At 40.6% G+C, this 26,829-nt stretch carries 18 protein-coding genes; 13 read left to right on the top strand and 5 right to left on the bottom strand.

The genetic code is table 11. The features are described from left to right. The coding region (locus WSC_RS23295; protein WP_169315488.1) for a DMT family transporter at positions 1-776 on the bottom strand (776 nt) is incomplete at its 3' end. A gap of 226 nt (positions 777-1,002) precedes the next feature. On the opposite strand from WSC_RS23295, the gene WSC_RS0117935 reads away from it, so the two are divergent. From WSC_RS0117935 to WSC_RS0117925, 3 genes are read left to right on the top strand one after another with little or no spacing between them, the layout of a single operon-like run. Then, positions 1,003-2,172 carry an efflux RND transporter periplasmic adaptor subunit gene (locus WSC_RS0117935; RefSeq protein ID WP_016957334.1) on the top strand — a complete coding sequence of 390 codons (1,170 nt, stop codon included), beginning with the start codon at positions 1,003-1,005 and terminating at the stop codon, positions 2,170-2,172. Then, positions 2,172-4,118, top strand: coding sequence for a MacB family efflux pump subunit (locus WSC_RS0117930; protein ID WP_016957333.1), 1,947 nt, complete (start codon positions 2,172-2,174; stop codon positions 4,116-4,118). The genes WSC_RS0117935 and WSC_RS0117930 overlap by 1 nt, the downstream gene beginning before the upstream one ends. Next, positions 4,119-5,474, top strand: coding sequence for an efflux transporter outer membrane subunit (locus WSC_RS0117925; protein ID WP_016957332.1), 1,356 nt, complete (start codon positions 4,119-4,121; stop codon positions 5,472-5,474). It abuts the gene before it with no gap. Between the two features lie 53 nt (positions 5,475-5,527). On the opposite strand, the gene WSC_RS0117920 is transcribed toward WSC_RS0117925, so the two are convergent. Continuing rightward, on the bottom strand, positions 5,528-6,514 hold the full coding sequence (locus WSC_RS0117920) for a family 43 glycosylhydrolase (protein WP_016957331.1): 987 nt from the start codon (positions 6,512-6,514) through the stop codon (positions 5,528-5,530). 155 nt (positions 6,515-6,669) lie between these two features. Next, positions 6,670-7,950 carry a GGDEF domain-containing protein gene (locus WSC_RS0117915; RefSeq protein ID WP_016957330.1) on the bottom strand — a complete coding sequence of 427 codons (1,281 nt, stop codon included), beginning with the start codon at positions 7,948-7,950 and terminating at the stop codon, positions 6,670-6,672. A gap of 214 nt (positions 7,951-8,164) precedes the next feature. On the opposite strand from WSC_RS0117915, the gene WSC_RS0117910 reads away from it, so the two are divergent. From WSC_RS0117910 to amt, 4 genes are all read left to right on the top strand, one after another. Next, positions 8,165-9,088, top strand: a complete 924-nt coding sequence (locus WSC_RS0117910; RefSeq protein WP_016957329.1) for a homoserine O-succinyltransferase — start codon at positions 8,165-8,167, stop codon at positions 9,086-9,088. A 73-nt stretch (positions 9,089-9,161) separates the two neighbouring features. Next, the gene (gene metH / locus WSC_RS0117905) at positions 9,162-12,860 is read left to right on the top strand and encodes a methionine synthase (RefSeq protein WP_016957328.1); all 3,699 of its coding nucleotides are present in this window, start codon (positions 9,162-9,164) and stop codon (positions 12,858-12,860) included. 62 nt (positions 12,861-12,922) lie between these two features. Then, a complete protein-coding gene (locus WSC_RS23290; protein WP_016957327.1) occupies positions 12,923-13,186 on the top strand; it encodes a hypothetical protein in 264 nt (87 codons plus the stop codon). Between the two features lie 211 nt (positions 13,187-13,397). Continuing rightward, the gene (gene amt / locus WSC_RS0117895) at positions 13,398-16,808 is read left to right on the top strand and encodes an ammonium transporter (protein ID WP_016957326.1); all 3,411 of its coding nucleotides are present in this window, start codon (positions 13,398-13,400) and stop codon (positions 16,806-16,808) included. A gap of 22 nt (positions 16,809-16,830) precedes the next feature. Here the strand turns inward: amt and WSC_RS0117890 are convergent, their stop codons facing one another. Next, positions 16,831-17,439, bottom strand: coding sequence for a thioredoxin family protein (locus tag WSC_RS0117890; protein WP_016957325.1), 609 nt, complete (start codon positions 17,437-17,439; stop codon positions 16,831-16,833). Next, positions 17,429-19,480: a protein-disulfide reductase DsbD family protein gene (locus WSC_RS0117885; RefSeq protein ID WP_016957324.1), complete on the bottom strand. Its 2,052-nt coding sequence runs from the start codon at positions 19,478-19,480 to the stop codon at positions 17,429-17,431. Before WSC_RS0117885 ends, WSC_RS0117890 begins: the two co-directional genes overlap by 11 nt. Positions 19,481-19,701: 221 nt before the next feature. On the opposite strand from WSC_RS0117885, the gene WSC_RS0117880 reads away from it, so the two are divergent. From WSC_RS0117880 to WSC_RS0117855, 6 genes are all read left to right on the top strand, one after another. Continuing rightward, positions 19,702-21,183, top strand: coding sequence for a glycosyl hydrolase family 79 N-terminal domain-containing protein (locus WSC_RS0117880; protein WP_016957323.1), 1,482 nt, complete (start codon positions 19,702-19,704; stop codon positions 21,181-21,183). Positions 21,184-21,342: 159 nt separating this feature from the next. After that, on the top strand, positions 21,343-22,947 hold the full coding sequence (pckA, locus tag WSC_RS0117875; protein ID WP_016957322.1) for a phosphoenolpyruvate carboxykinase (ATP): 1,605 nt from the start codon (positions 21,343-21,345) through the stop codon (positions 22,945-22,947). A gap of 112 nt (positions 22,948-23,059) precedes the next feature. Then, on the top strand, positions 23,060-23,845 hold the full coding sequence (gene truA, locus WSC_RS0117870) for a tRNA pseudouridine(38-40) synthase TruA (RefSeq protein ID WP_016957321.1): 786 nt from the start codon (positions 23,060-23,062) through the stop codon (positions 23,843-23,845). A gap of 136 nt (positions 23,846-23,981) precedes the next feature. Continuing rightward, positions 23,982-24,842 (top strand): acetyl-CoA carboxylase, carboxyltransferase subunit beta, encoded by an 861-nt coding sequence (gene accD, locus WSC_RS0117865; RefSeq protein ID WP_026016933.1) that lies wholly within the window; start codon positions 23,982-23,984, stop codon positions 24,840-24,842. A 6-nt stretch (positions 24,843-24,848) separates the two neighbouring features. Next, positions 24,849-26,120 carry a bifunctional tetrahydrofolate synthase/dihydrofolate synthase gene (gene folC / locus WSC_RS0117860; RefSeq protein WP_016957319.1) on the top strand — a complete coding sequence of 424 codons (1,272 nt, stop codon included), beginning with the start codon at positions 24,849-24,851 and terminating at the stop codon, positions 26,118-26,120. Between the two features lies 1 nt (position 26,121). Beyond that, positions 26,122-26,784 (top strand): SPOR domain-containing protein, encoded by a 663-nt coding sequence (locus tag WSC_RS0117855; RefSeq protein ID WP_016957318.1) that lies wholly within the window; start codon positions 26,122-26,124, stop codon positions 26,782-26,784. The last annotated feature ends 45 nt before the right edge of the window (positions 26,785-26,829 follow it).

Raw genomic sequence — 26,829 nt, 5'->3', positions numbered from 1 at the left:
AATATCCCGCCAATAGCGGCGATTACTGGCACTAATAATTGTAAGACTGCTGCGTTAGTCGCGGTTAAATTTTTTAATGCCGCGTACCAAATAGCATAACCAATGGCTGATGTAATAGCGCCTGACGTTATTGCTAAAATTAAGCCGGTTGAACTGATATTAATTGAATCATGCGCAAATAAGTAAACCAAAATAGTTAGCAAACCAACTAAAGGTAAGGTTTTGATAAAGTTATTGGCAGTGTCGATTAACGGATTATTAGCGCCTTTTCCAAGCAGGGTATAAGCTGCCCAAGCAATACCGGATATCGTCATTAAAATAAAACCTATTAACGACGGGCTGGTTAAGTTTGGCGAGACTAGATACGCAAAACCTGCCACAGCCAATAAAAAGCCAACAACAGATGTTTTATTTAAACGTTCACCCGAGTATATGGCATATAACAACATGCTTATTTGCACCGCCGCAAATAAAACCAGTGCACCAGTGCCGGTATCAAGCTGAATATACGCCCAAGAAAAGCTCAGTGCATAAATAAACAAAGCAATTGCGCCTAACCAATTTATGTAACTTGGTTTCTTACTTGTAGGTTGCGCTTGGGCGGGGTTAGCTTTGGTCTGTTTAATCAGCAAAAATAAAACCAACATACCGGCCACTAGCCGAACTGTAGTAAAGCTGCTTGCATCCATTAAGTTGTCAGCAAGTGCGAGTCTGCATAAAACTGAATTGCCGGCAAACGCAATGAGTGCTAGCCCTGTGTAAATATATGTCGTCAAATAAAAGCCCACATTTGGCAAATTTTGTCGTCATTATAATGTTTATACCGACAAAGTTTTCAATTATTAACCAGCAATGTTACCTGTTTATCTCTCAATATAATTGGTTATAAATGAACAATTTGTCCAAACGTAAAGCTTTAGTAAATCCACTCGACATGTTTTTGTGCTGTCGTTATTTTACTGTCTCATTCGAATAAATATTACTTTTGGATACTCGAAACTTATGGGACGAACTACTAAAGGTCTTTGGCTAAAACGTTTATTGTTGCTGGTTATTTTTTTAACTATTGGTGGCGTAAGTTATTGGTTGTTGGCAGATGACAAGACGCCAACTGAAGAAATTTTGTTTGCGCCTGTTACCAAAACTTCGTTAGAGAACAGCATAGTTGCCACTGGTACTTTAGAGCCTAAACATTATGTAGAAGTGGGCGCGCAAGTATCTGGACAAGTTGAAAAAATTCACGTTGAAGAAGGTGAGCAGGTTGTCGCCGGTGATTTGCTGGTTGAAATTGATGCCACAGTATTTGAAACCCAATTACAGCAAGCTGAAGCTGCGTTAGAAAGTAAAAAAGCACAGTTAAATCAATTACGCGCTGAACTCGAACTTGCTGAGCTGCGTGCCAATCGCAATAAAAAACTCTATGAACAGCAAGCTGTCAGCGAAGATACTTTGTTTGACAGTGCTACTAATGTAAAAGTTTTACAGTCTAGAATTGCCACTAGCATTGCACAAATCAAAGCTGATGAAGCGGGTGTTGAAGGGGATAGAGCACGTTTGGGTTATGCGAAAATTTATGCGCCAATTTCCGGCACCATAGCGACTATTCAAATTCGTGTGGGCCAAACCCTTAATGCTAATCAAAACGCACCTGTGTTATTAAAAATATCAGATTTGTCGGCAATGACACTAAGAGCTGAGGTATCCGAAGCAGACGTAAATAGTTTATACAAACAAATGCCGATATATTTTTCAACGCTAGGTAGTCGTGATCACTATTGGCATTCAAGTGTGCGGCAGATATTACCAACGCCCAAAGTGGTGAATGACGTTGTTTTATATCAAGCACTTATGGATATCGAAAACCAAGATGGCCGTTTAATGGACTCAATGACCACACAAGTATTTTTTGTGGTGGAAAAAGCTGAAGATACTTTAGTTGTACCTTTAAGCGCAGTTCGTGAAACCCCTAAAGGTGCTATGGTTCGACTTAAAACAGCTGACGGTATTGAGCGCGCTAAAGTAACAACCGGTGTGCGCAACCGCACACAAATTGAAATCACCTCAGGTTTAACTGAAGGCCAAGAGGTTGTGATAGGTCAAAAAAGTAACAAAGTGCGTGGCGAAGGAAATGGGCAGCCGCGTATGCCAGGTGGCCGTCGAGGTGGCTTTTAATGTCACAGTTAGTTCCATTGCTTGAGTTAAAGGACGTTTGCCGCTATTACACTAGCAGTGAAGTTGAGGTAAAAGCGCTCGATAAAATTAATTTAACTGTGATGCGTGGTGAATTTATCGCAATTATGGGTCAGTCTGGCTCAGGTAAATCAACACTAATGAATATTCTAGGCTGTTTGGATAAACCTACCCATGGTGAATATTTAATTAACGGACAAGCTGTTGCTGAGTTAGATGCCGAGTGTTTGTCGGCGCTTAGGTTAAAAACCTTTGGCTTTGTTTTTCAGCGTTATCAATTGTTGTCGAATTATACCGCACAAGAAAATGTCGCAATGCCGGCTATTTATAGTGGCATGGATAAATCTGCAAGATTAACCCGTGCCGATGAATTGCTTGCGCGTTTAGGGTTGGCCGAGCGCAGTTTACATAAACCAACAGAGTTATCAGGCGGTCAACAGCAAAGAGTTTCTGTGGCGCGTGCATTAATTAATGGTGCAGAGGTTATATTAGCCGATGAACCAACCGGCGCGTTAGATTCAGCTAGTGGTGAACAATTGTTGGAATTACTTAAACAATTGAACCAAGAGGGCGTAACTGTCATCTTAATCACCCATGATCCCGAAGTAGCTGAGCATGCAGACCGGCTTATCCAAGTTAAAGATGGGGTGATTCTGGATGATAGTGCTGAACAAAAGCGTGAGCAACCAACTACACAGCAGCACGGTCACGTCTCTGAACAAATAAAACCTTTGCCAAGTGTCGGCACATTCGAATCTATTTTGATGGCGTTTACTGCACTCCATGCAAATTGGTTCAGAACCTTATTAACTTTGCTTGGCATCATTATTGGTGTTGCAGCAGTTGTGACTATGATGGCAATTGGTGAAGGTGGCAAAAAACAAGTACTTGAACGCATAGAAGCAATAGGCACTAATTTAATTTTAATTCGGCCGGGTGGGGCAAATATTCGCAGCTCTGGTGACAACGCAAGTTTATCTTTGGAAGATGCAAATGCGCTAGTGGCTATTGACGGCGCTAGTTACGTTGCACCAGAGCGTTCAACTCGAGCTACCATACGGTTTGGCCAATACGACTTTTCAGGTCGGATAAAAGGAACGAATCCAGATTATCAATTTGCTAAAGATTGGCAGTTGGCTCAAGGGGTCTTTTTCACTGAGGCGGACATTAAGTCTTTTGCGCCGGTCATTATTCTTGGCGACACTGTGGTTAAACAACTGTTTCAGCATGGCGAAAATCCCATTGGTCAATATGTGTTGATGAAAAATGCCTTTTATCAAGTGATTGGCGTGTTACAAGCCAAAGGTGCAAGTGCCGGTGGTAACGACATGGATGATGAAGTGCTGATCCCTGTAACAACTGGTATGTTAAAAGTATTTGGCCGCAAACATTTGAGTTCAATAACAGTTAAAGCTGAATCAACCGAGCAAGTGGCCCAAGTCACAGAAGCGATAAAAAGTAAGTTAGTTGCCCGCCATGGCAAAGAAGATTTTATGGTATTTACCACTGACTCGCTGGTTGAAACTGTGACAGAAACACAAGATACCTTAACCTATTTACTTGCTTCGGTTGCCGGCATTTCGTTATTTGTTGGTGGCATAGGTGTTATGAATATTATGCTGGTAAATGTGTCAGAGCGCCGCCGAGAAATTGGTTTGCGTATTGCCACTGGTGCCAAACCAACTGACATTCTGAAGCAATTTAATATTGAAGCTTGGGTTGTCTGCATTTTAGGTGGTTTGGTCGGTATTGTTATCGGCTTTGCTGTTACTTTGTTGATCGCCAACTTTAATATACCTATTGCTTATTCAATGACGCCACCATTGTTGGCATTTGTCACTTCCTTGTTAGTTGGCGTGATTTTTGGTTATGCACCTGCGCATAAAGCTGCAAAATTAAATCCAATTGAAGCCTTGGCAGAGGATTAAATGAAAAAAATAACTTTGGCTAGTGTGATTTTGCTGGCAACTGGCTGTGCGTATCAGCCGAATAATTATGATGTAACTATGGTATTGCCGCAGCAATTGTCCGCCGAGCAGACAGCACCTTTAGTCTCTGATGCTGAATTAACTTGGTGGTTGCAGTTTAATTCAGCACAACTGAACCAATTAATGGCTGAACTAAATTCAACCAATTTAACCATTGAAGCTGCGCAATTACGCTTGAACAAAAGCAAGTCTTTATTGGCGCAACAACAAGCTGATTTTTGGCCAAGTGTCAGTGGTCGAGCAAGCCATAGAAGCAGTCACTCATTTGAAGATTCTAGTACATCGTCTAGCTCTGGATTTGGCGTGTCTGCAGGTTACGAAGTTGATTTGTGGGGCGCGCGTGACGCTGCCAATGCGAGCGCTGAATTATCTGTATTAGCCAGTCAGCAACAACTAGCGAGTGTGCAATTGCAGTTGCAAACTCAATTAGCTGGTCAATATTTTTACCACTTGTCATTGCTGCGTCGGTTCGATGTTAGCAAACAAAATTTGCAAGCTGGTGAGTCGTTATTAAAGCTGATTAAAGCACAGTTTGAAGCAGGTAGTGTTTCTGGTATTGAGGTAAATCAGCAGACAAATTCACTGTTATCCGCGCAAAATCAGTTGATGAGTGTTGAACGTGATATTACTGTGAGCCACCGAGCCATTGCTGTCTTGCTTGGGCAGAGTGATATGCAAATTAACTTAGCCAACGAGAATATAGATACTTTAACTGTACCTCAGGTGGCATTGGTACAATCGGCACAGCTTTTGATGCAAAGACCGGATATTCGTATCGCACAAACACAATTGCAGTTACAAGATGCCAATTTGTATCAAACTGAACAAAGAAAATGGCCGAGTTTATCTATTAGCGCTGATTTGTCTGCGAGTGATCTGTTAGCCTTAGGCAATGCTTGGTCAGGTGCTTTATCTGCTGGTTTGAGCATGCCTATTTTTAATGCGGGTAAAATTGACCAACAAATTGAAGCGGCGAAAACGGATGTGCAAATTGCATTAGTTGATTATCGTGACACAGTTGTGCAAGCGGTTAAAGAAACACTCGATAGTTTGACCGAGTTGGAGTATCAAAAGAACTTGTATCAATTGAGGTTACAGGAGTTAGACAACAATCAGCAGTTATATAATTTGGCGCAAATTCGTTTCGACTCAGGTGATACTGATTTTATCAATTTACTCAATGCCCAGCGCAGTTGGTTTAATGCCAAGCTGACTTTTGCTAGCGCTAAACGAGATATGCTACAAGCAAATATAGATGTATTTAGAGCTTTGGCTGGTATGCCAGCTGTGATGTAAAGTTAGCGCTAAATTTAAGCGGAATGGGCGGATTGAACCGCCCAGTTTGCTCTTTATTTTACTTTGTCGGCAAAATCACTGACACCTTTGTCAGTGCGTTCAACTGGTTTGATTGTACCGTCATCGTTGAAGTACAAGTATTCAGCTGCGCTGTGTCTTTGTCGACCACATTCAGAGTTTATATCTAACCATCTGTGGTAAAACAAAATCCATTGACCTTGGTATTCAACAATAGAGTGGTGATTATTACTTTGGTGCTCCTGCTGCATAAATTCGCCTTTGTACTCCCAAGGGCCAATAGGCGATTTTGCCATGTAATAAGTTAATACTCGGTTATTTTCTGGCATGGTGTAATAATAATATTCACCACGTTTAAATACCCAAGGGCCTTCCATTTTAGGTTCATAACCACCCATATCCATTTTTATAAAATCACCTTGGGTGCTACGCATATCGTCGGCCATTTTTATCACGTAATAATCATGCTTGGTCGCGTGCACATATAAATAGGCTTGGCCGTCGTCATCTATAAATAAACTTGGGTCGTTGGCATAGGGGCTTTTCCAAAGTGGCCCACCTATCATATCTTTAAAAGGACCTGTTGGAGAGTCGCTTTCGGCAATACCTATACCCATCCATTTAGTACTTTTTTCTGGGTTTACTCTGTCTTTATGGCCATTGCCAGCAGGGAAGACTAAATAATATTTGCCATTTTTATAAGCTGCATCTGGCGCCCAAGCGTAGTTATCTGCCCAAGTTAAATCGTCCACTGTTAGTAGTGGGCCATGTTTTTGCCAATTAACTAAATCTGTTGAAGAGAATGCATACCAGTCTTTCATCCAAAAATCTTCTTGGCATTCAAGATCATGCGAGGTGTAAACATACATTTTGCCATCTTGCCACACGTGGGCTGATGGATCTGCGGTGCGGATATCACCACCAAAGTTGAGTGGGTTGCCAACAGGAGTCCCTTTACTACAGGCGGCAATAGTGCAAACCATTAGGCTGGTTCCAGCTAATTTTAGAATTTTATTCATCATATTTTTGACCTTTGTTATCCAGAGTTCTGGTTAAGTGCTTAATTGACTATGAGCTTTGTTACTATTTTTAACTGCTACCGGTGGCATTTTTATTTAATTTGCTCAAACTGTCTATGTAAAAATATAGTGTAAAAGGTATAAAATTTGTTATTTATCTAACCATCAACAAATACATAATTATTTTTGCCTTGATGTTTTACTCGATACATAGCTTGATCTGCCTGGACAAGCAAAGTACTTAAGTTATCACCATGATGGGGATAGAAGGCAATACCTAAGCTAACGCCTAACTGTGCCTGTGACTCAGTTAATTGATAGGGACGTGAAACAATTGCAATTATCTTTGAAGCTAGATTTTCAGCTTCTTGTTGGTTGTGCAGATTAGCTTGCAATATAACAAATTCATCACCACCGATACGGGCAATTAAGTCGGATTCTCGAAGTTCATTCGATAGTCTATCTGCGACTTCGCGCAATACCTTGTCACCAATTGCATGACCATAATTGTCATTGATGCTTTTAAAGCCATCTAAGTCGGCAAATATAATTGCGAGTTGGCTATTGTTGCGTTTTGCTTGTGCCAACAATGCAGCACCTTTTTCTTCAAATAAGCGCAAGTTGGGCAGTTGCGTTAAAGCATCATAATGCGCCATTTTTTGCAATTGCGCTTTAGCTTTGTCTGCTTCATCAATTGCCGCATGTAAATCTGTTACGTCATATTCGGCAACCAATAATAAAAAATCACCGGTTAATGGATGGCGGGTTTTACGGATATCTAATGTATGTTTGCGCACACCCAAGGCTGTGTTCATTTCATGTGTCCAGCGACCACCATTTTGCTCTATCGCAAGTTGTAAACACTCAGCTCCGGCTTGTATATCAACAAAGCGTTTTTCGAACACATTATATTTATCACTTGCAGTTAATTCGTGCGGGTAAGCTTCGGTTGCTGCGGGGTTTTCGGTAACAACTGTGCCATCAAATTGAAAACTTGTTACTAAAACCTTGGTATAGCGGGTGGCTTCTACTAATAACAAATTTTCTGGTGATTCACCTAAATCTACTGTTTCATTTATATAGGCAATTATGGCTCTGTGTTTATTTGGGCCAACTAAACAAGCACGATGGCGCATATATAAAGTTTTTGGTTTGCCATTCGGGTAGGTGGTCCAAGGATCAATCGTTAACCCTTGCACATTGGCAAGTTCAAAAGTTTGCACTGTACGGTCGCGTGCACCTTGGGTATCACCGGATAAATCTTTATTGATAAGCTGTTCTAACGATTCTAATCCCCAAAACTTGAGTGCAGCTTGGTTACCCCACCACCAGCCGTGTTTGTCTATGTCAAAAATCCATACAACGTCGGGTATTAATTCATATAGTTTTAATTCTTCTAGTGTTTTTATATGTGGCAGGTGAGCGTATTTTTCTGACATCTAATAAAACTTCCGCAAGTTACTGCTAAGCGATAAGGGGCAAGTAAATTGCCTGAAACGGATAGTAAAACCAATCTGCTAGTTATGGTCAAGCCACTATATGAGTAATGGTTATTTATTTTGGCCGTTTAGACGTCTAGACGTAAATAATTTGACAATTTGCCATTTTCCAGCAACAATTTGTCCCTTATTTATGTTATTCAGGAGCTGTGACATGCCGATCAAAATTCCAGATCTGTTACCCGCGCTTAAGGTGTTAACTGAAGAAAACATCTTTGTAATGTCGGATAGCCGGGCTATGAGTCAAGATATTCGCCCGCTTGAAATTGCGATCCTGAATTTAATGCCGAACAAAATTGAAACTGAAGTTCAGTTAATGCGGTTGTTGGCCAATACGCCATTGCAAGTGAATATTGATTTACTGCGTATTGATATGCATGTATCAAAAAATACCCCAGAGTCACACATGTCAAACTTCTATCATTTGTTTGATGATGTGAAACATAGCAAAAACTATGATGGTTTAATTGTAACTGGTGCGCCATTGGGTCTGATTGAATACACAGACGTTAAGTACTGGGACAAGATGACAGAAATCATGGACTGGGCGAAAAAACACGTGCAATCAACCATTTATTTATGTTGGGCAGCACATGCGGCACTTTATCATCAACATGGTTTAGACAGAGGTTTGCGCGAGCAGAAATTGTCGGGTGTATATAAACACAAAACAATTGACCCGCTTGAGCCGTTAACCCAAGGTTTTGATGATTTCTTTTTAATGCCACATTCACGTTACGCTGAAGTGCCTTTGACCGAATTAGAGGCGCATCCTGATTTAAATGTGCTCGCAACTTGTGAAGAGGGCGGTGCATTTTTAATTGCCAGTAAAGACAGACGAAGTGTGTTTATTACCGGCCATGCAGAGTATAATGCCACCACTTTAGCGGACGAATATTGGCGTGATGTAAACAATGGTTTAGATCCTGCCGTTCCTGAGCATTATTTTCCGGATGATAATCCAGATAACTTGCCGGCGAATATGTGGCGCAGCCATGGTAACTTGTTGTATTGCAATTGGTTAAACCATTATGTGTACCAAGCGACCCCATTCGATTTGTCGCAATTATCTGTGTAATAGCACAATTTAATTAAACAACAGCGCTGACAATTTAGTTGCAGCGCTTTTGTCGTATTTAGAAGGTTTTTCAATGATTAAGCAAAGTGAAGTCGAACAAACAATTCAAACTTTACTCAAACAGCGTATTTTAGTGTTAGACGGCGGTATGGGGACTATGATCCAAAACCGTAAACTAACTGAAGAAGACTACCGTGGTGAGCGTTTTGCTGATTGGCCAAGCGATTTAAAAGGCAATAATGACTTATTGTCATTAACTCAACCTGAGTTAATTGCTGAAATTCACGCCGAGTATTTAGCCGCTGGTGCAGACATTATTGAAACCAACACCTTTAATGCGACTACCCATTCAATGGCCGATTATGATATGCAGTCATTAGCGCGTGAAATTAACTATGAATCAGCAAAACTTGCGAAAAAAGTGGCTGACGAATTTACCGCTAAAAACCCAGAAAAACCAAGATTTGTTGCCGGTGTTTTAGGCCCGACTAGTAAAACTGCTTCTATTTCGCCTGATGTAAACGACCCGGGTTTTCGTAATATCTCTTTCGACCAATTAGTTGAAGCTTATGTTGAATCAACTGAAGCTTTAATGGAAGGCGGCGCAGACTTCATCTTAATTGAAACCATATTCGATACGCTTAATGCAAAAGCCGCTGGTTTTGCGGTATTACGTGCGTTTGAAAACAAAGGTTATCGTTTGCCAATTATGATCTCAGGCACCATTACTGATGCGTCTGGTCGTACTTTATCCGGTCAAACAACAGAAGGTTTTTACAACTCGCTGCGCCATTTAAACCCTATGTCTATTGGTTTGAACTGTGCTTTGGGTCCAGCAGAATTGCGCCAATATGTTGAAGAATTAGCGCGTGTATCTGATTTTGCTGTGTCTGTGCATCCAAATGCGGGTTTGCCAAATGCCTTCGGTGAATACGATTTAGAGCCAGAAGATATGGCTGTGCATATTAAAGAGTGGGCTGAATCTGGCTTCTTTAATATTGTTGGTGGTTGTTGTGGTACAACACCTGGCCATATTGCCGCTATGGCAGAAGTGGTTGCAAGCATAGCTCCACGTGAAATTAAACCACGTGAAATTGCTTGTCGTTTATCTGGCTTGGAGCCGCTAACAATTGACAAAGCTTCATTATTTGTCAATGTTGGTGAGCGTACTAACGTAACAGGTTCTGCGCGTTTTAAACGTTTAATTAAAGAGGATAAATTCGACGAAGCATTAGAAGTTGCCCGCCAACAAGTTGAAAACGGCGCGCAAATTATCGATATCAATATGGACGAAGGTATGTTGGATTCACAGGCGGCTATGGTGCGCTTTTTGAACCTAATTGCCTCTGAGCCAGATATCGCCCGTGTACCTATTATGATTGACTCGTCTAAATGGGAAATTTTAGAAGCGGGTTTAAAATGTATTCAAGGTAAAGGCATAGTTAACTCTATCAGCTTAAAAGAAGGTGAAGAGAACTTTATCAAACAAGCTCAGCTGATCCGTGATTATGGCGCGGCTGTAATTGTAATGGCGTTTGACGAAGTGGGTCAGGCAGATACGCGCGAGCGCAAATATGAAATTTGTAAACGCTCGTACGAAGTTTTGGTAGATAAAGTCGGCTTCCCACCAGAAGATATTATTTTCGACCCAAATATCTTTGCCGTTGCGACAGGTATCGACGAGCATAACAACTATGCTGTTGATTTTATTGAAGCTTGTAAAGACATTAAAGACAACTTACCACATGCAATGATCTCAGGTGGTGTGTCGAACGTTTCTTTCTCGTTCCGTGGTAACGATCCGGTACGTGAAGCTATTCATGCTGTGTTCTTGTATTACGCAATTAAAAACGGCATGACTATGGGTATTGTAAATGCTGGTCAGTTAGCCATTTATGATGATATCCCTACAGAATTAAAAGATGCAGTTGAAGATGTAGTACTCAACCGTAACGACAATGCCACTGAAGCATTATTAGAACTGGCTGAAAAATTCCGTGGTAGCGGTGAAAAAGCAGCCGATCCTGCAGCGCAAGAATGGCGCTCTTGGCCGGTTAAAAAGCGTTTAGAATATGCGCTTGTTAAAGGTATTACGGATTTTATTGAAGAAGATACAGAAGCAGCACGCCAAGAAGCTGAACGCCCATTACATGTAATTGAAGGTCCATTAATGGACGGTATGAATGTAGTAGGTGACTTGTTCGGTGAAGGTAAAATGTTTTTACCTCAAGTGGTTAAATCAGCGCGTGTTATGAAACGTGCGGTAGCCTATTTAGAACCTTATATCGAACAAGAAAAAGCCGCAGGTTCGTCGAACGGCAAAATTTTGTTGGCGACAGTTAAAGGTGACGTACATGACATAGGTAAAAACATTGTCGGTGTGGTACTGCAATGTAATAACTATGAAATTGTTGACCTTGGCGTTATGGTGCCTGCAGATAAAATTTTACAAACCGCGATTGATGAAAAATGTGACATTATCGGATTGTCTGGTTTGATTACGCCATCTCTTGATGAAATGGTGCATGTTGCTAAAGAAATGCAGCGTCGTGGTTTTAAAATTCCATTATTAATTGGTGGTGCGACAACTTCAAAAGCACATACTGCGGTGAAAATTGAGCAACAATATGAAAACCCTGTTGTTTATGTACCTAATGCATCACGCAGTGTATCTGTAGCTTCAAGTTTATTAAGCGATGAATTACGTCCTAAGTTTGTTGCCCGATTGCAAGAAGAATACGTGCGTGTACGTGAACAACACGCAAATCGTGGCCCACGCAGTGAATTAGTCAGTTTTGATCAAGCGCGTCAAAACCCATTCCCACTGAGTTTTGACAACTATACGCCAGTTAAACCTAAACAATTAGGTGTAACTGAGTTGCAAGATGTGTCAATTGCTGAACTTAGAAATTACATTGACTGGACGCCATTTTTCTTAACATGGCAGCTAACAGGTAAATATCCACTTATCTTAAAACACGAAGTGGTGGGTGAAGAAGCAACTAAGTTATTTAATGATGCCAATGCGATTTTAGATATTATCGAAAAAGAGCAAAAAATTACCGCTAAAGGTGTATTTGGTTTATTTGCTGCTGCGCGTGAAGACGATGATTTAGTTGTGTACACAGACGATAGCCGCAGTGAAGAATTAACCCGTTTACATCATTTGCGTCAGCAATCGAAGAAAAAACAAGGTAACTACAACCGTTGTTTAAGTGATTATGTTGCAGGTAAAGACACAGGTATTAACGATTATATCGGTGCATTTGCGGTAACTGCTGGTTTTGGTGCGGATGAATGGGCTGAAACTTTCCTAGCTGATCACGACGATTACAACAGCATTATGGTTAAAGCAGTTGCTGATCGTTTAGCTGAAGCGTTTGCCGAGTATTTACACGAGCGTATCCGTAAAGATTATTGGGGATATGCAGCGGATGAAGAGTTATCTAACGAAGAATTAATTCGCGAAAAATACCAAGGCATACGCCCAGCACCAGGTTACGCTGCTTGCCCTGAGCATACTGAGAAAAAACGTTTATGGGATTTATTAGACGTTGAAAACCGCATTGGCATGACATTAACTGAAAGCTGTGCCATGTGGCCAGGCGCCTCTGTAAGTGGTTGGTATTTTGCTCACCCAGACTGTAAATATTTTGCTGTTGGTAAAATCCAAAAAGATCAAGTGGAAAGTTACGCAGAGCGTACCGGCATGACAGTGACTGAAGCTGAAAAGTGGTTAATGCCTAACTTGGATTATGATCCAGATGCATAAAGTTGTTTAATTAAAGGGGTCTTATTTAGACCCCTCATGCAACTTATTAAAGGAATAAAGTTATGTTTGATGCAATAGAAGCGTATATAAAAGCACATACAAAAAGTTATCGTACGGGGTTTATACTTACTCTGATATTTGGACCGCTTGGTTTAATCTACAGCAGCTTTGGTGCCAGTGCAGCATTGGTAATTATCATGGCTGCCACTTCAAGAATTGAGTTCGCAAAATTTGCCATTTGGATTTTATCGAGTGTTGTTGGTTTTTTTACCGTTAAGTGGCATAACAAAAAAGTCATAGAAGCAGCCTATGAAACTCGTAGGTAAATTCATTATTTTGGTGCATGCCGTCAGTAATTTTCCCTAAGCTGATATTATTTTCCCATCCTTCTCGACTTATATTCACTTGTTGCTAACCTGCTCGCCCTAGCTGCTAACGCCTCTCAGCTTTAAACTTGTGTAATCTAGATTACTGGCAGAAATATTGCTTAGACCTTTGAGTGACCCTGATTCGGGTAAGCAAAATAAGGAGTAAAGCGTGAGTATAGACATTCTGTGGGTGTTGTTTTGTGCTGTATTGGTTCTGGTAATGCAGGGCGGCTTTTTATTTTTAGAATCAGGTCTAACTCGTAAAAAGAATGCAATTAATGTCGCGCTCAAAAATGCCACCGACTTCGCCTTAACTTTTTTGCTCTGGTGGGCAGTCAGTTATGCCATTATGTTTGGCCAGAGTTACCTTGGGTGGATAGGCAGCGAAAAATTCATTTTTTCAGTTGAACATAGTAAACCCGCCGAAGCAACTTTCTTTATTTTCCAAGCCATGTTTTGCGCCACAGCTGCCACTATAGTCTCTGGTGCAATTGCTGAGCGAACTAAATACCTAGCATATAAAATTATTACTGTGTTAGTGGTTGTGATTATTTACCCTGTATTTGGCCATTGGGCGTGGTTTTCAGCTGACGGGCAAATGGGACGTTTGCTCGAAACTGGCTTTGTCGATTTTGCAGGTTCAACAGTTGTCCACAGTGTTGGTGGCTGGGTTGCTCTTGCTGCTGTAATAATTATTGGCCCACGTATTGGCCGTTTTGACGGAAACAAAATTAATGCTATACCATATAGCAACTTACCCGCAGCCATGTTGGGTGTGGTGCTATTTTTAGTTGGTTGGATTGGTTTTAACGCCGGTAGTACGCTCGCTTTTTCTAGCAATATTCCGCTTATCATCATTAACACTCTATTGTCTGCCGCCGCTGGTGGTATGGCGGCATTTGCCTTTAACAAAATTTGGCCAACAAGATATATAGAAGACAGTGTGGTTATGCTGAATGGCATTTTAGCTGGGCTCGTAGCAATAACCGCATCTTGCCATGCGGTTGGTCAGTTAGATGCTTTTATCATAGGTGTCGGCAGTGCCTTTGTGATGTTATTGGCTTGTGCTTTACTCGGCAAACTCAAATTAGATGATGCAATATCAGCTATACCTGTGCATTTATTCGCCGGTATTTGGGGGACTTTAGCTGTTGCCTTGTTTGCCGACTTAGACGTATTGGCCACTGGTTTAAGCCGTACTGAACAATTTTACGCACAATTAAATGGTGTGGTGGTTTGTGGTTTATGGGCGTTTGCGTGCAGTTATATCTTGTTGCGTATCATAAATCATTTTTTCCCACTTAGAGTTAGTGCCAATGATGAACATAATGGTTTAAATATTACTGAACATAACGCTCGCACCGATTTACATGACTTTTTGGTTAATCTGGATAAACAACAAGATGATTTGTCGTTACGTATACCTGTTGAACCTTACACTGAAGTGGGTTTAATTGCCGAACGCTATAATAAATTAATGGATGTGATTGAAGACACCACAGCTAAAACCGAAAGCATAGTAAAAGACATTCAAGCTGGCGTGGTGACACTTGACTCGCAACAAAAAATTACTGGAATAAATCCTGCAGCCGAGCAGATATTTTCTATTTCGCAGGGTTATGCGTTTGGCAAAAGCATTCAGCAAATTTTCAAAATTAATAAAGTATTTCAAATAGAGCACGCAGCTGAAGTTGATTTACTCGCGGCGAGGGAAACTTTATTCAGTAAGCCGAGTAATTTACGTTTACAAGGTCACTGTATCAATAGTGATAAAACACGTTATTTAGATATTGTTATCACTCAGAGCAGTCATTCAGTGGTTGAACTCACTTGTTTAATAAACGATATGACTGAATACAAAGCAATTGAAGCTGCGTTATACGCAGAAAAAGAGCAGATGTTGGCAACACTTCAATCTATTGGGGACGGTGTAATAACAACCTCGAACAACGCGACCATTGTATATATGAACCCGGTTGCAGAAGCATTAACTGGCTGGACTTTGGCAAAAGCTAAACATAAAAAAATTAGCCAAGTGATGGCTGTGGTTGATTCGCCGGAACATAGACCAGCAGATATCATTGTCCGTAGCGCGATAGCCAATAAACAAACACATGTTTCCAATAAATCTCGTTTGTTATTTTGTCGCGATGGTACAGTTAGAGCCATTCGTCATACTGTGTCTCCTGTATTCGACCAAGAGCAAAATGTAACTGGCACTGTGGTGGTGTTTCAAGATGTCACCCAATCGCAAATTATTCAACGTGAGCTTAACCATCAAGCTAAACATGATGGTTTAACTGGCTTAATTAATCGCAGTGAGTTCGACCGTAATTTAACCTCTGTGGTTGAACAAAGCATTCAGTCAGATGAGCAACATATTTTAATTTACATTGACTTAGACAAATTCAAAATCGTCAACGATTTATGTGGTCATCAAGCGGGTGACGAGTTATTACGTCAAGTCTCTCGTGTTATGCAAAAACGCATTCGTTCAAATGATATTCTAGCGCGCTTAGGCGGCGATGAATTTGCCGCTATTTTATTTAACTGCAATCTTGAGCGAGGACAAAAAATAGCCGAGAGCATCCGCGACCAAGTTGAATCTTTCCGCTTTAGTTGGGATGGAAAAGAATTTAGTGTAACCACAAGCATAGGGGTGATCCCTATCGACCAATATTCAAATAGTGTCGCCGATGTTCTGCATTTAGCTGACGCTGCTTGTTACGCATCTAAAGATATGGGGCGCAACCATGTTTATGTTTATCAACCTGACGACAAAGAACTCAACGCAAGGCAAAATCAAGTCGAGTGGGTGAGCCGAATTAAACAGGCATTACAACTAGACTTATTTGAGTTGTATTTTCAACAAATTTCAGCGGCAAGTTCGAACGATAACAGCTTAAAATTTGAAATCTTGCTCCGGATGAATTGGTCGGGTGAAATCATCCCACCCGGTGCATTTATTCCAACGGCTGAGCGTTATAATTTGATTTACGCAATTGACCGCTGGGTTATAAAAAATACTTTCAAGTGGTTAGACGACAATAAGTTTAGATTGCCAGCGGATATAAGTTGTTCCATTAATTTATCCGGTGACTCAATCAATAAAGCTGATTTGCAAGAATATATTCAGCAAATGCTCAAACAATACAAAATTGATGGTAAACACATAGTGTTTGAGATCACCGAAACTGTTGCGATAGCCAATTTAAACAAAGCATCTGATGTTATTAACAACTTGAAAAAGTCGGGTGTGCGTTTTGCGCTCGATGATTTTGGCAGTGGTTTGTCTTCGTTTGGTTATTTGAAGAACCTACCGATTGATTTTATTAAAATTGATGGTGCATTTGTAAAAGATATTGATAGCAACAAGTTCGACCAAGCTATGGTCGATGCAATTAATAAAATTGCCCATTCGATGGACTTAAAAACTGTGGTTGAGTATGTTTCAACCGAACAAATTTACCAAACTCTACAGCGCTTAGAAGTCGATTATGTGCAGGGTTATTACCTGCACAAACCGAATCATATTTCTAAGCTAATAGAAGAAATCGCCTTGGTTAAGTTGGTGAGCTAACTCTGTTATCTAATACCAACGATTACGATTTGTACTTAACTGAACAGCCATAAGGTGGTGTAAGTTTATTGGCGATTGTTTGCCCAGACATTAATGCTGACAAACCTTGTTCTACGTAATTATCAGCTTTTTTAATATCTGCAGGGTTAGCCGATTTTATACTGTCGATGCCACCAGCGTATCTAAGCTTACCTTGTTTATCTATGATATACATATGTGGTGTGGTTTTCGCACCATATAATTTGCCAACTTCACCTGATGGGTCAAACAGCACGTGAGTTGGTGCTGCCGAACGTGATTTGGTTAGCTCTTGAGCTTCGGCTGCATCTACATAACCTTGTTTACCCGGCGCAGATGACACTATAGATAACCAAACGACGTCTTGCGCTGTGTACTTTTTCTGTAAACTTTGCATATTGCCACTATCGTAATGTTTCACTACATAAGGGCATTTATGATTAGTCCATTCTAATACAACATATTTGCCTTGGTAGTCTGACAAAGATACGGTTTGGCCTTGTTCATTGGTTAAGCTAAAGTTTGGCGCACTCGCGTCAATGTTTATCTCGGCATGGGCAAAACAGCTAACAAAAGCCAGTGCCGCTAAGCTAATAAATTGTTTAACTTTCATGGTTTAACTCCTTTTTTGCGTGATTAATGGCCTCAATTACCATATTTGGGGTTAATAATTGAGGTAATACTTGTTCAGAGCCATTGCCAGCGTATACAACATATAAAGGCACGCCGGCTCTTTGGTATTGCTGTAAAAAACTTAAAATCTCGTTGTTTTTGTTGGTCCAGTCTCCAACCATATAATGAATGCCGTCTGCTGCTAGTGCTTGTTGCACCTCGGTTGCATTAAAGGCAACTTGTTCATTAACTTTGCAGGTAATACACCAATCGGCTGTCATATTCACTAACACCACTTGGTTGTTGGCTTTTAGTTCGGCAAGTTTGTTTTGATCATAATTTAGATAGTTGTGATTCACTTGTGTCGGTTTGGCTGCAGCCACACTCGACTGATTTAAATAAATAGGAGCGTAGGCACTGGCAAAAATTGCGATTGTGCACAAAACCTTAAACCAACTTTTTGCGTGTTGCATTAACCAACACAAGAGTGCAAAAGTTAATAGCGCAACCAACAAAATTAATTGTGCAGTGCTGTTGGTTTGATTGAGGTAAATCCATACCAGCCAAACAACTGTCGCTAACATAGGGAAAGCTAAAAATTGTCGAAAGCTTTCCATCCAAGCGCCCGGTTTTGGCAGTAATTTAGCCACTTGTGGTAAACAGAATATAACGGTAAGCGGTAGGGCAAAACCTAGGGCTAAACTGCTAAAAATTAAAAAAGTTTCCAAAGGTGGGCTGACCATAGCAACACCAATAGACGCAGCCATAAAGGGGGCTGTACAAGGAGATGCGACCAACACGGCTAAAACGCCGGTGGCAAACTGGCTGCTAAAACCTTGACCAGAAACCCAAGACTGACCTATGCCACTTAATCCATTGCCAATTTTTATTTGATCTAACAACATAAGCGCTATCGCCAAAAATAAAAATGCCATTAGGGCAACAAACCACGGGCTTTGCATTTGAAAACCCCAGCCTAAACTTTCACCGCTTTGCCTGAAAATAACTATGGCTAAGGCAAATAGGTTAAAGCTAACCAATACACCCAGCAGGTAAGCTAATTTGGTGAATATAGGTAAATTCTGTTGCTGTAAACTCAATGCTTTTATTGATAACACAGGCAATACACATGGCATTAAATTTAAAATAATGCCACCGGCCAATGCCATTAATAACAATAAAGCCAGGTTGTGAGTGTTTGAACTTGTGTTGCTGAGCGCTGAATTGAGCTTGGTCGTTAGATAATATGCAGAGTCGCCACTAGATAATAAAAATTCAATTGCTTGCTGATCACTAACAAAATAATCCGATTTTAATAAGGTAAAGCTTGCATGCTCTGCATTAGTTTGAATTATTTGCTGTTGTTGATTGTGTTGAATAACACTGCTTTTTAACGGCAACAGCTGCCAGTTGGCTGCATTGGGTGGCTTAACTGAAACTACAATGTGCTTGTCAGTTATTTCGTAGCGGCCAGTTAGTTGTTGCTGTTGTGGATGTTGTTGGCGGGTATCTGCAAATAATTGTTTAAATTCGCTTGGTTGCTGTTTATTTGAAATTTCAAAGGTTTTGCTTAGACTTGCCCAGCCCGGAATGCAGTCTTCTTGGCAAACCAACCAAGATAAATCTACTTTAATCTCAACAGTATCACCTGTTTGATATTGGCTAGATGCATCAAAACTAATCGGCAACATCAACAAGTTTTGCCCTTCGTAACCATAATTAACTAAGTGAGCGACTTTAATTTGTTGTGGTATTGGCCATATTACATCACCTATAGATAAACCAGCGGGCAACTGCCAATCCATCTTAGGCGCTTCACCTGAATCACCTGGGTTTTGCCAATAGGTATGCCAATGATCTTCGGGCTTTAACAAAATCCCAATCCAGTTGTTTTGTGCTGGGTTTAGCTGGTTATATTCGCTAACAAGTTGTACTTGGATATGTGGGCCAGTCGCTGAGCTTTGCTCTGCTTGCGCTAAATTTATATTCCCAAGGACAAACCAAAGGGTTAAACACAGGATAGTTTTGAGTGTTGAATGCATAGTTGTTCCCTAAGAGCATAACTGTACCTAAGCTACTTGAAGATGCTTTTTCAACTAGCTTGGATATAATTTATTATTGACCGGTTATTTAGCCAATTCAATTCACTTTACATTTGCTTTACAGTCCAATTGCCAATTTAAGTGAATTTAAAACAATGTCATAAAGCTGCCATGATTTAGTCAAATACTTAAGCTAAGCGTATTTAAAATTTTGGCAGGATATGTTCAACAGCTTAGCTTCGACTTTTTACTCGCGTATTTACCGTTTTGTTCATTTTAAAGCTCGTCGAGTTGCAGCTAAACAAGTAAAGGTAAAACTTGAAAGATTCAGCCCTGTAACTCAAGTTGAAGCTGAGTACCTGTCATTTTCAATTGATATTTCTGTATTGGTTGGTGGTTTTTGGTGGGAAGGCAGTAATGGCGTTAAACGTGGTTTGGGCACTTTGCGTGTGCCACCAATAGATTTACATACCAAAAAACTAGATAGGCTAGTGCAAGCGTTAGCACCTGCTTATTTGCGAATTGGCGGCTCAGAGGCAGATAAAATTCATTATTTTGATAAGCCAGAGCAAGAGCCTGATGCGATAGTGTTAACCCAAACTATGTGGGATAACTTGCATAAATTTATTCAACGCAATCAACTTAAATTAGTTTTTACTTTTAAGTATGGTTTGTTTGAACGCAGCCAGCACGGCAGTTGGCAAGGCTCCGAAGTGCAAAAGTTGTTGGCCTATTCTCAGCAGCATAATTACCAAATACATGTATGTGAATTGGGCAATGAACTCAATGCTTATTGGGCTTTTCATGGCTTAAAAGCTCAGCCCGGTGGTAAAAACCTAGCGCAGGATTACGCAACTTTCGCCAAAGTGGTTAAGAGTTATTTGCCGCAAACCAAAATAATGGGGCCGGGTAGTGCTTATTGGCCTAAACTGGGCGAATCGCTTGCGCCTATGTTTAACCTAACTAAAAAGTTTTTGGCCTATTTAAGTTTTGAGCTGGATATTGTCAGTTGGCATTATTATCCGTTTCAAAGTAAACGCTCGCCTGTGCGTACACGTACTGCCACATTACGAAATATGTTGTCGCCAACCTCATATCACTACTTCGCCAAATACACAGAAAAACTTAATTTTTGGCGGCATTTACATCAACCCCAGGCGCAATTCTGGACTGGTGAAACGGGATCTGCTCAATGCGGTGGCCAACCTGAATTATCCGATAGATTTGTATCTTGCTTTTGGTGGGCTGAACAGTTAGGCAATGGCGCAGTTTCCGGACACAAAGTGATGATCCGCCAAAGCCTAATTGGTGGTGACTACGGCTTGATTAATCGACTAACGTTGAAACCTAGACCTGACTATTGGCTTAGTTGGATTTGGGGGCAGCTAATGGGCACTCAAGTTTATAAAGTGTCGTCGAACCATCCTAGAGTTAGGGCGTATTGCCATGGCAAAGACAAAAATTCAGTTAAAACTTTAATGTTGATCAACATGGGCAATTTTGCCGTCAATATAGATTTGGAAAACTTTGAATCTATTACCACTGGCTATGTGCTTACCGCCAAATCAATAGATGCAAAAAAAATCCTGATTAACGGCATTAAACCCAAATTTAACAAAGGCAAAGTTAAATTAAGTGACTTCCCAGAAAAGCGTTTCGATGGAACTTTACCCGCTTTTAGTATTAGTTTTTGGCGTTGTTAATTTAGATCATAAAAAGTGCGATTAGTGACTTCAATAATCAAATGAATAGGCGTATGCTTAAATTGTAAGTTGTTGAAAAATATCTGATTGTTTTTGATTGATATGATTGCGTTAAGTAGTCGTAGTCAGATCTAAACTTCTATTGAAAGGGCGCTTATTATGGATACTGCAAAAATTGATTTAACTCCTTATGGAATTACCCAAGTACAACAAATTCTTCATAACCCAAGTTACGACTCTTTATATGCTGAAGAATTGGCGGATAACTTAGAAGGTTATGAACGTGGGACACTGACAGAGCTTGGTGCAGTAGCGGTAGACACTGGCATTTTTACTGGACGCTCTCCAAAAGACAAATACATAGTTGAAGATGAGATCACACGCGATACCTTGTGGTGGAATACCCATGGGCAAAATGATAACAAACCAATGTCGCAACAAACTTGGTCGGCACTAAAGCAATTAGTTGCAGAAGAGTTAACCGGCAAAAAGTTATATGTAGTAGATGCCTTTTGCGGAGCAAATGAAAATACCCGATTAAAAGTGCGTTTTGTTATGGAAGTCGCTTGGCAAGCGCATTTTGTCACTAACATGTTTATTCGCCCAACAGCAGAGGAATTAGTTGATTTTCAGCCTGACTTTGTTGTGCTTAATGCCGCACAAGCGGTGAACCCGAATTGGCAACAGCAAGGGCTTAACTCAGAAAATTTTATTGCCTTTAATTTAACAGAGCATGTGCAGTTAATTGGTGGCACATGGTACGGTGGCGAAATGAAAAAAGGCATGTTTTCAGTAATGAATTATTTATTGCCGCAAAAAAATATCGCGAGCATGCATAGCAGTGCCAATGTTGGCAAAGATGGTGATGTAGCAATATTTTTTGGTTTGTCTGGTACGGGCAAAACAACACTTTCAACTGATCCACATCGTCAATTAATCGGTGATGATGAACACGGTTGGGATGAAGATGGCGTGTTTAATTATGAAGGCGGCTGTTATGCCAAAACTCAAAGCCTCAATAAAGAATCAGAGCCTGACATCTATAACGCGATTAAACGTGATGCACTGCTAGAAAACGTAATGGTGCGAGAGGATGGTAGCATCGACTTTGACGATAGCAGTAAAACGCAAAATGGTCGTGTTTCGTACCCTATTTACCACATTGAAAATATTGTTAAACCTGTGTCCAGAGCAGGACATGCGCAAAAAGTGATATTTTTAACTGCTGATGCTTTTGGTGTATTGCCACCAGTGGCGAAATTAACCCCAGAGCAAACAGAGTATTATTTTTTATCTGGTTTTACGGCAAAGTTGGCAGGAACTGAGCGCGGAATTAAGGAGCCTGTGCCAACATTTTCTGCTTGTTTTGGCGCGGCATTTTTATTATTGCATCCTACTCAATATGCCAAAGCATTAACTTACCGCATGCAACAAGCAGGGGCAACTGCCTACTTGGTTAACACAGGTTGGAATGGGGCAGGCAAACGCATATCAATAAAAGATACTCGAGCGATTATTGACGCTATTTTGTCGGGTGAAGTTGACCAAGCGCCTTGTCAGTCGTTACCTATATTTGATTTGCAAGTGCCAACAAGTTTGACAGAGGTTGGCGCAAATATTTTAGACCCACGAACAAGCCATGCAAACTCGGCTAATTGGCAAACCCAAGCTCAGTCGTTAGCGACTATGTTTGTCAAAAACTTTCAGCAGTATACGGATAATGATCACGGCAAAAGTCTGGTGTCAGCAGGGCCAAAACTTTGAGATAAAATCTTGCGGTAAATTAGCTTGATAAGTCGCTTGGCTATAGGTGTACTCTTATCGGTTGAGCCGTGTATAATAGCGCAATTAAATTAATTGCGCTAAATTCCCAACTATGAAAATTGCTTTAGGTATTGAATATAACGGTGCCGCTTATTCAGGCTGGCAGCGGCAAAATCATGTGGTTACTGTACAGCAAACATTAGAAGAAGCGCTTAGCTCAGTTGCCGATAGCGAAATAGTCGTCACCTGTGCCGGTAGAACAGATGCAGGTGTGCACGCAACAGGTCAAATTGTCCATTTTGAAACAGAGGTGCCACGCAAACTAAGTGCTTGGACTTTAGGTGCGAATGTTAAAATGGCTAACGACGTATCAGTAAAATGGGCGACCCAAGTACCAGCTGATTTTGATGCACGTTATTCAGCCACCGCCAGACGTTATCGCTATATCATTCTTAATCAAAGATTACGCAGTGCCATTTTACCTGAAGGCACAACTCTGGTTTACGAACCATTAGATGCAGAAAAAATGCATCAGGCAGCGCAAGCTTTGGTTGGCGAAAAAGATTTTACCTCTTTTCGCGCTTCACATTGCCAGTCAAATACCCCATACAGAAACGTTCATGCAGTTTCTGTAAGCAGATTCGGCCAATATATTGTCATCGACATTCAAGCCAATGCGTTTTTACATCACATGGTGCGCAATATAGCTGGCTCTTTAATTGAAATTGGTAAAGGTGTGCAACCAGTCAGTTGGATTGAAGATTTATTACATATTAAAGATCGCACACTCGCCGCTGCAACCGCAAAACCAAACGGTTTGTATTTAGTTAAGGTGTTTTATCCTGAACAATTTGGCATACCAGAGGCAGCATTGGGTCCATTATTTTTGCCTGATTAGCGATATCAGTGCAAAGGCATAATGTTTTAGTTAAAAATTAACTTAGATTGTGCTTTAATGTGCGGCAATTGGATGGCCTGAGAAGTTTTCAGGCTGGGTATAGAATTTTTTAGAATTAGAAATCCAGAGAATATCAATGAGTTGGATAGAAAAAATACTACCGAAAACGAATTCGACAAAAAAGGGTAATGTACCTGAGGGTCTATGGGTTAAGTGTAATTCCTGTAGTGCCGTTTTATATCGCACAGATTTAGAACAGCAGCAAAACGTATGTCCAAAATGTAATCACCATATGCGCATTGGCGCACGCCGTCGTTTAGAATCATTTTTGGATGCTGAAAACCGAGTAGAAATTGGTGCTGAATTAGAGCCACAAGACGTTTTAAAGTTTAAAGACTCTAAAAAATACAAAGACCGTATTGTAGCAGCGCAAAAATCTACTAACGAAAAAGACGCATTAGTTGCAATGCGCGGCACAGTAAAAGGTGTACCTGTGATTGCAGTTGCATTTGAATTTGCCTTTATGGGTGGTTCAATGGGCTCAGTTGTTGGTGCACGTTTTGTAAAAGCGGCTGAAGAATGTATCAAACACGGTTTGCCGTTAGTATGTTTTTCTGCTTCTGGTGGTGCACGTATGCAGGAAGCATTAATGTCGTTGATGCAAATGGCTAAAACCAGTGCTGCGTTAGCACGTATGAGCGAAAAAGGTTTACCTTACATCTCTGTATTAACTGACCCAACTATGGGTGGTGTATCAGCAAGTTTTGCTATGTTAGGTGACATTCATATCGCTGAGCCAAAAGCCTTAATTGGTTTTGCAGGCCCACGTGTTATCGAACAAACTGTTCGTGAAAAATTACCAGAAGGTTTCCAACGCAGTGAATTCTTGTTGGAAAAAGGCGCAATCGATATGATTGTTGACCGTCGCAATATGCGTGACTCAGTTGCACGCCAAATTGCAAAAATGATGAAATTGCCATCTATCGAGCAGGTTTAAGCCTAAATGGCCGCTAATGCCTGTTTTGATACTTTAGATGGTTGGCTTGATTATTTAGGTCAAATTCATCCGAAAGAAATTGATATGGGGTTGGATCGCGTTGAACGTGTATTCAACCGCCTCAATTTACCTTTGCAGCACTCGCGCATTATTTTAGTGGGTGGCACCAATGGCAAAGGCACAACCACAGCGCTTACGCAAAAACTGTTAACTGCCCAAGGTTATTCAGTTGGTTGTTATAACTCCCCGCATATTCACGATTATAAAGAGCGTGTCACCTTAGACAACCAATGGTTTTCTGATGCCCAGCATTGCCAAGCTTTTGCTCAAATTGAACAAGCGCGCGGTGATATTGAGCTGACTTATTTTGAATTTGGCACCTTAGCTGCACTGTGTTTGTTGGCACAAGCTGCGCCAGATTTTATTTTGTTAGAAGTTGGTTTAGGTGGGCGTTTAGACGCAACCAATATAGTTGCGCCAGAGCTTTCGGTTATCACAACAGTAGCGCTTGACCATAAAGATTGGTTAGGTGATACACGTGAACAAATCGGTTTTGAAAAAGCCGGTATATTTCGCCATAACGGTAAAGCTGTCTGTGGTGATTTAAATCCACCGAGCACAGTGTTAGACCAAGCCGAAAAACTCAACTTAGATATTTTGTGGCAACAGCAAGATTTTACATATGAGTTAAACCCAGCGGATAATGGTCAAGCGGCAAGTTGGAATTGGACTTCTAACGTCAGCAAACAGCAATATATATACTTACCTGTGCCGAATATGCCACTGCAAAACGCCAGTACTTGTTTAGCTATGTTAGAGCAACTGGGTGTTGAGTTAGACTCACAAGTTTTAACCAATGTATTAGCTGATTTTCAAATAGCTGGGCGTTGGCAACAAATTAACAATCAACCTAAAGTGATTGTTGATGTTGCGCATAATGAAGAAGCTATTATTCAGTTGGTTGAAAACGTAAAACGTTTAAAACAAACAACTAACGGCAAAATATACGCTGCTGTTGGCATGTTAAAAGACAAAGACTACCAAACCTGTTTGTCATTGGTTGCACCAATCTTTGATGGTTTTTATCTGGCTGACATCAATCAACCACGTGGCGCAAAAGCATCTGACTTAGCTACTTGTTTGCCAACTGAAAAAGTAACAGGCACTAGCGAAAACATTCAGACTGCTTATAAAAATGCGTTATCACAAGTGCAAACAGATGATGTTGTAATCGCATTTGGTTCTTTTTGGGTTATCACGGATTTATTAGAGAATTAATATGGCGACTACTTTTCAAAATAGACTCGTCGGCAGCATAGTTTTTGTTGCATTAATTGTCATTTTTTTACCCGACCTATTAGACGGGAAAAAAACAGATTATGGTGATCAGTTTCAAACCATTCCTGCTAAACCTATAGCTCAACCAATCCCTGATAAAATTCCATTTCCAGAAGACGAAATAGTTGATTCGCTTGCGCAATATCAACAAAAAGAGTCAGACGAAGCCGCAGTAGACGAAATTTATCTTGGTGAAAAAACGGCGGAAGAAGTTGAGCAAAAGTCAGTTGAACAAGCAAAAACTGAAACTGTCACTGCTGAAGTATCGCCAGAGCAAAAAGCTCAAGCTAATAAGCAAGCCAATAAGACAGCTGCTGAGCCTGTTAAAAAGCCTGAAAACAAACAAGTTGAAACAGCACAAAATGCTTGGGTGATTCAACTGGGTAGTTTTCGTCATAAAAACAACGTAAATAACTTACGCGAAAAATTACAGCAAGAAGGTTATGTTAGTTTTACTCGTCCAATTAAAACTCAATCGGGCGAATTAACCAAAGTTTATGTCGGTCCTGATTTAGATAAAGACAAACTTGAAAAGATGATCCCAGCGTTAAAAAGGTTAACAAATTTAAATGGCAAAATTTCTGCGTACCAAACAACAGAATAATGTTGGTAATTGGGTGGTGGGATCTGCTAGAATTCGCCGGCAATT

This window comes from Catenovulum agarivorans YM01 (assembly GCF_000281085.1).
GTDB classification, from domain to species: Bacteria; Pseudomonadota; Gammaproteobacteria; order Enterobacterales; family Alteromonadaceae; genus Catenovulum; species Catenovulum agarivorans.
The sequence above is the reverse complement of the archived record's forward strand: the minus strand, read 5'-3'. Positions and strand labels throughout refer to the sequence as shown.

Excerpts from the sequence above, each read along its gene's own strand:
- WSC_RS0117890 (WP_016957325.1), bottom strand. The coding sequence starts at position 17,439 with ATGAAAGTTAAACAATTTATTAGCTTAGCGGCACTGGCTTTTGTTAGC.
- folC (WP_016957319.1), top strand. The coding sequence starts at position 24,849 with ATGGCCGCTAATGCCTGTTTTGATACTTTAGATGGTTGGCTTGATTAT.
- WSC_RS0117885 (WP_016957324.1), bottom strand. The coding sequence starts at position 19,480 with ATGCATTCAACACTCAAAACTATCCTGTGTTTAACCCTTTGGTTTGTC.
- metH (WP_016957328.1), top strand. The coding sequence starts at position 9,162 with ATGATTAAGCAAAGTGAAGTCGAACAAACAATTCAAACTTTACTCAAA.
- WSC_RS0117880 (WP_016957323.1), top strand. The coding sequence starts at position 19,702 with ATGTTCAACAGCTTAGCTTCGACTTTTTACTCGCGTATTTACCGTTTT.
- WSC_RS0117935 (WP_016957334.1), top strand. The coding sequence starts at position 1,003 with ATGGGACGAACTACTAAAGGTCTTTGGCTAAAACGTTTATTGTTGCTG.
- WSC_RS0117915 (WP_016957330.1), bottom strand. The coding sequence starts at position 7,950 with ATGTCAGAAAAATACGCTCACCTGCCACATATAAAAACACTAGAAGAA.
- truA (WP_016957321.1), top strand. The coding sequence starts at position 23,060 with ATGAAAATTGCTTTAGGTATTGAATATAACGGTGCCGCTTATTCAGGC.
- WSC_RS0117925 (WP_016957332.1), top strand. The coding sequence starts at position 4,119 with ATGAAAAAAATAACTTTGGCTAGTGTGATTTTGCTGGCAACTGGCTGT.
- accD (WP_026016933.1), top strand. The coding sequence starts at position 23,982 with ATGAGTTGGATAGAAAAAATACTACCGAAAACGAATTCGACAAAAAAG.
- WSC_RS23290 (WP_016957327.1), top strand. The coding sequence starts at position 12,923 with ATGTTTGATGCAATAGAAGCGTATATAAAAGCACATACAAAAAGTTAT.
- pckA (WP_016957322.1), top strand. The coding sequence starts at position 21,343 with ATGGATACTGCAAAAATTGATTTAACTCCTTATGGAATTACCCAAGTA.
- WSC_RS0117855 (WP_016957318.1), top strand. The coding sequence starts at position 26,122 with ATGGCGACTACTTTTCAAAATAGACTCGTCGGCAGCATAGTTTTTGTT.
- WSC_RS0117910 (WP_016957329.1), top strand. The coding sequence starts at position 8,165 with ATGCCGATCAAAATTCCAGATCTGTTACCCGCGCTTAAGGTGTTAACT.
- WSC_RS0117920 (WP_016957331.1), bottom strand. The coding sequence starts at position 6,514 with ATGATGAATAAAATTCTAAAATTAGCTGGAACCAGCCTAATGGTTTGC.
- WSC_RS0117930 (WP_016957333.1), top strand. The coding sequence starts at position 2,172 with ATGTCACAGTTAGTTCCATTGCTTGAGTTAAAGGACGTTTGCCGCTAT.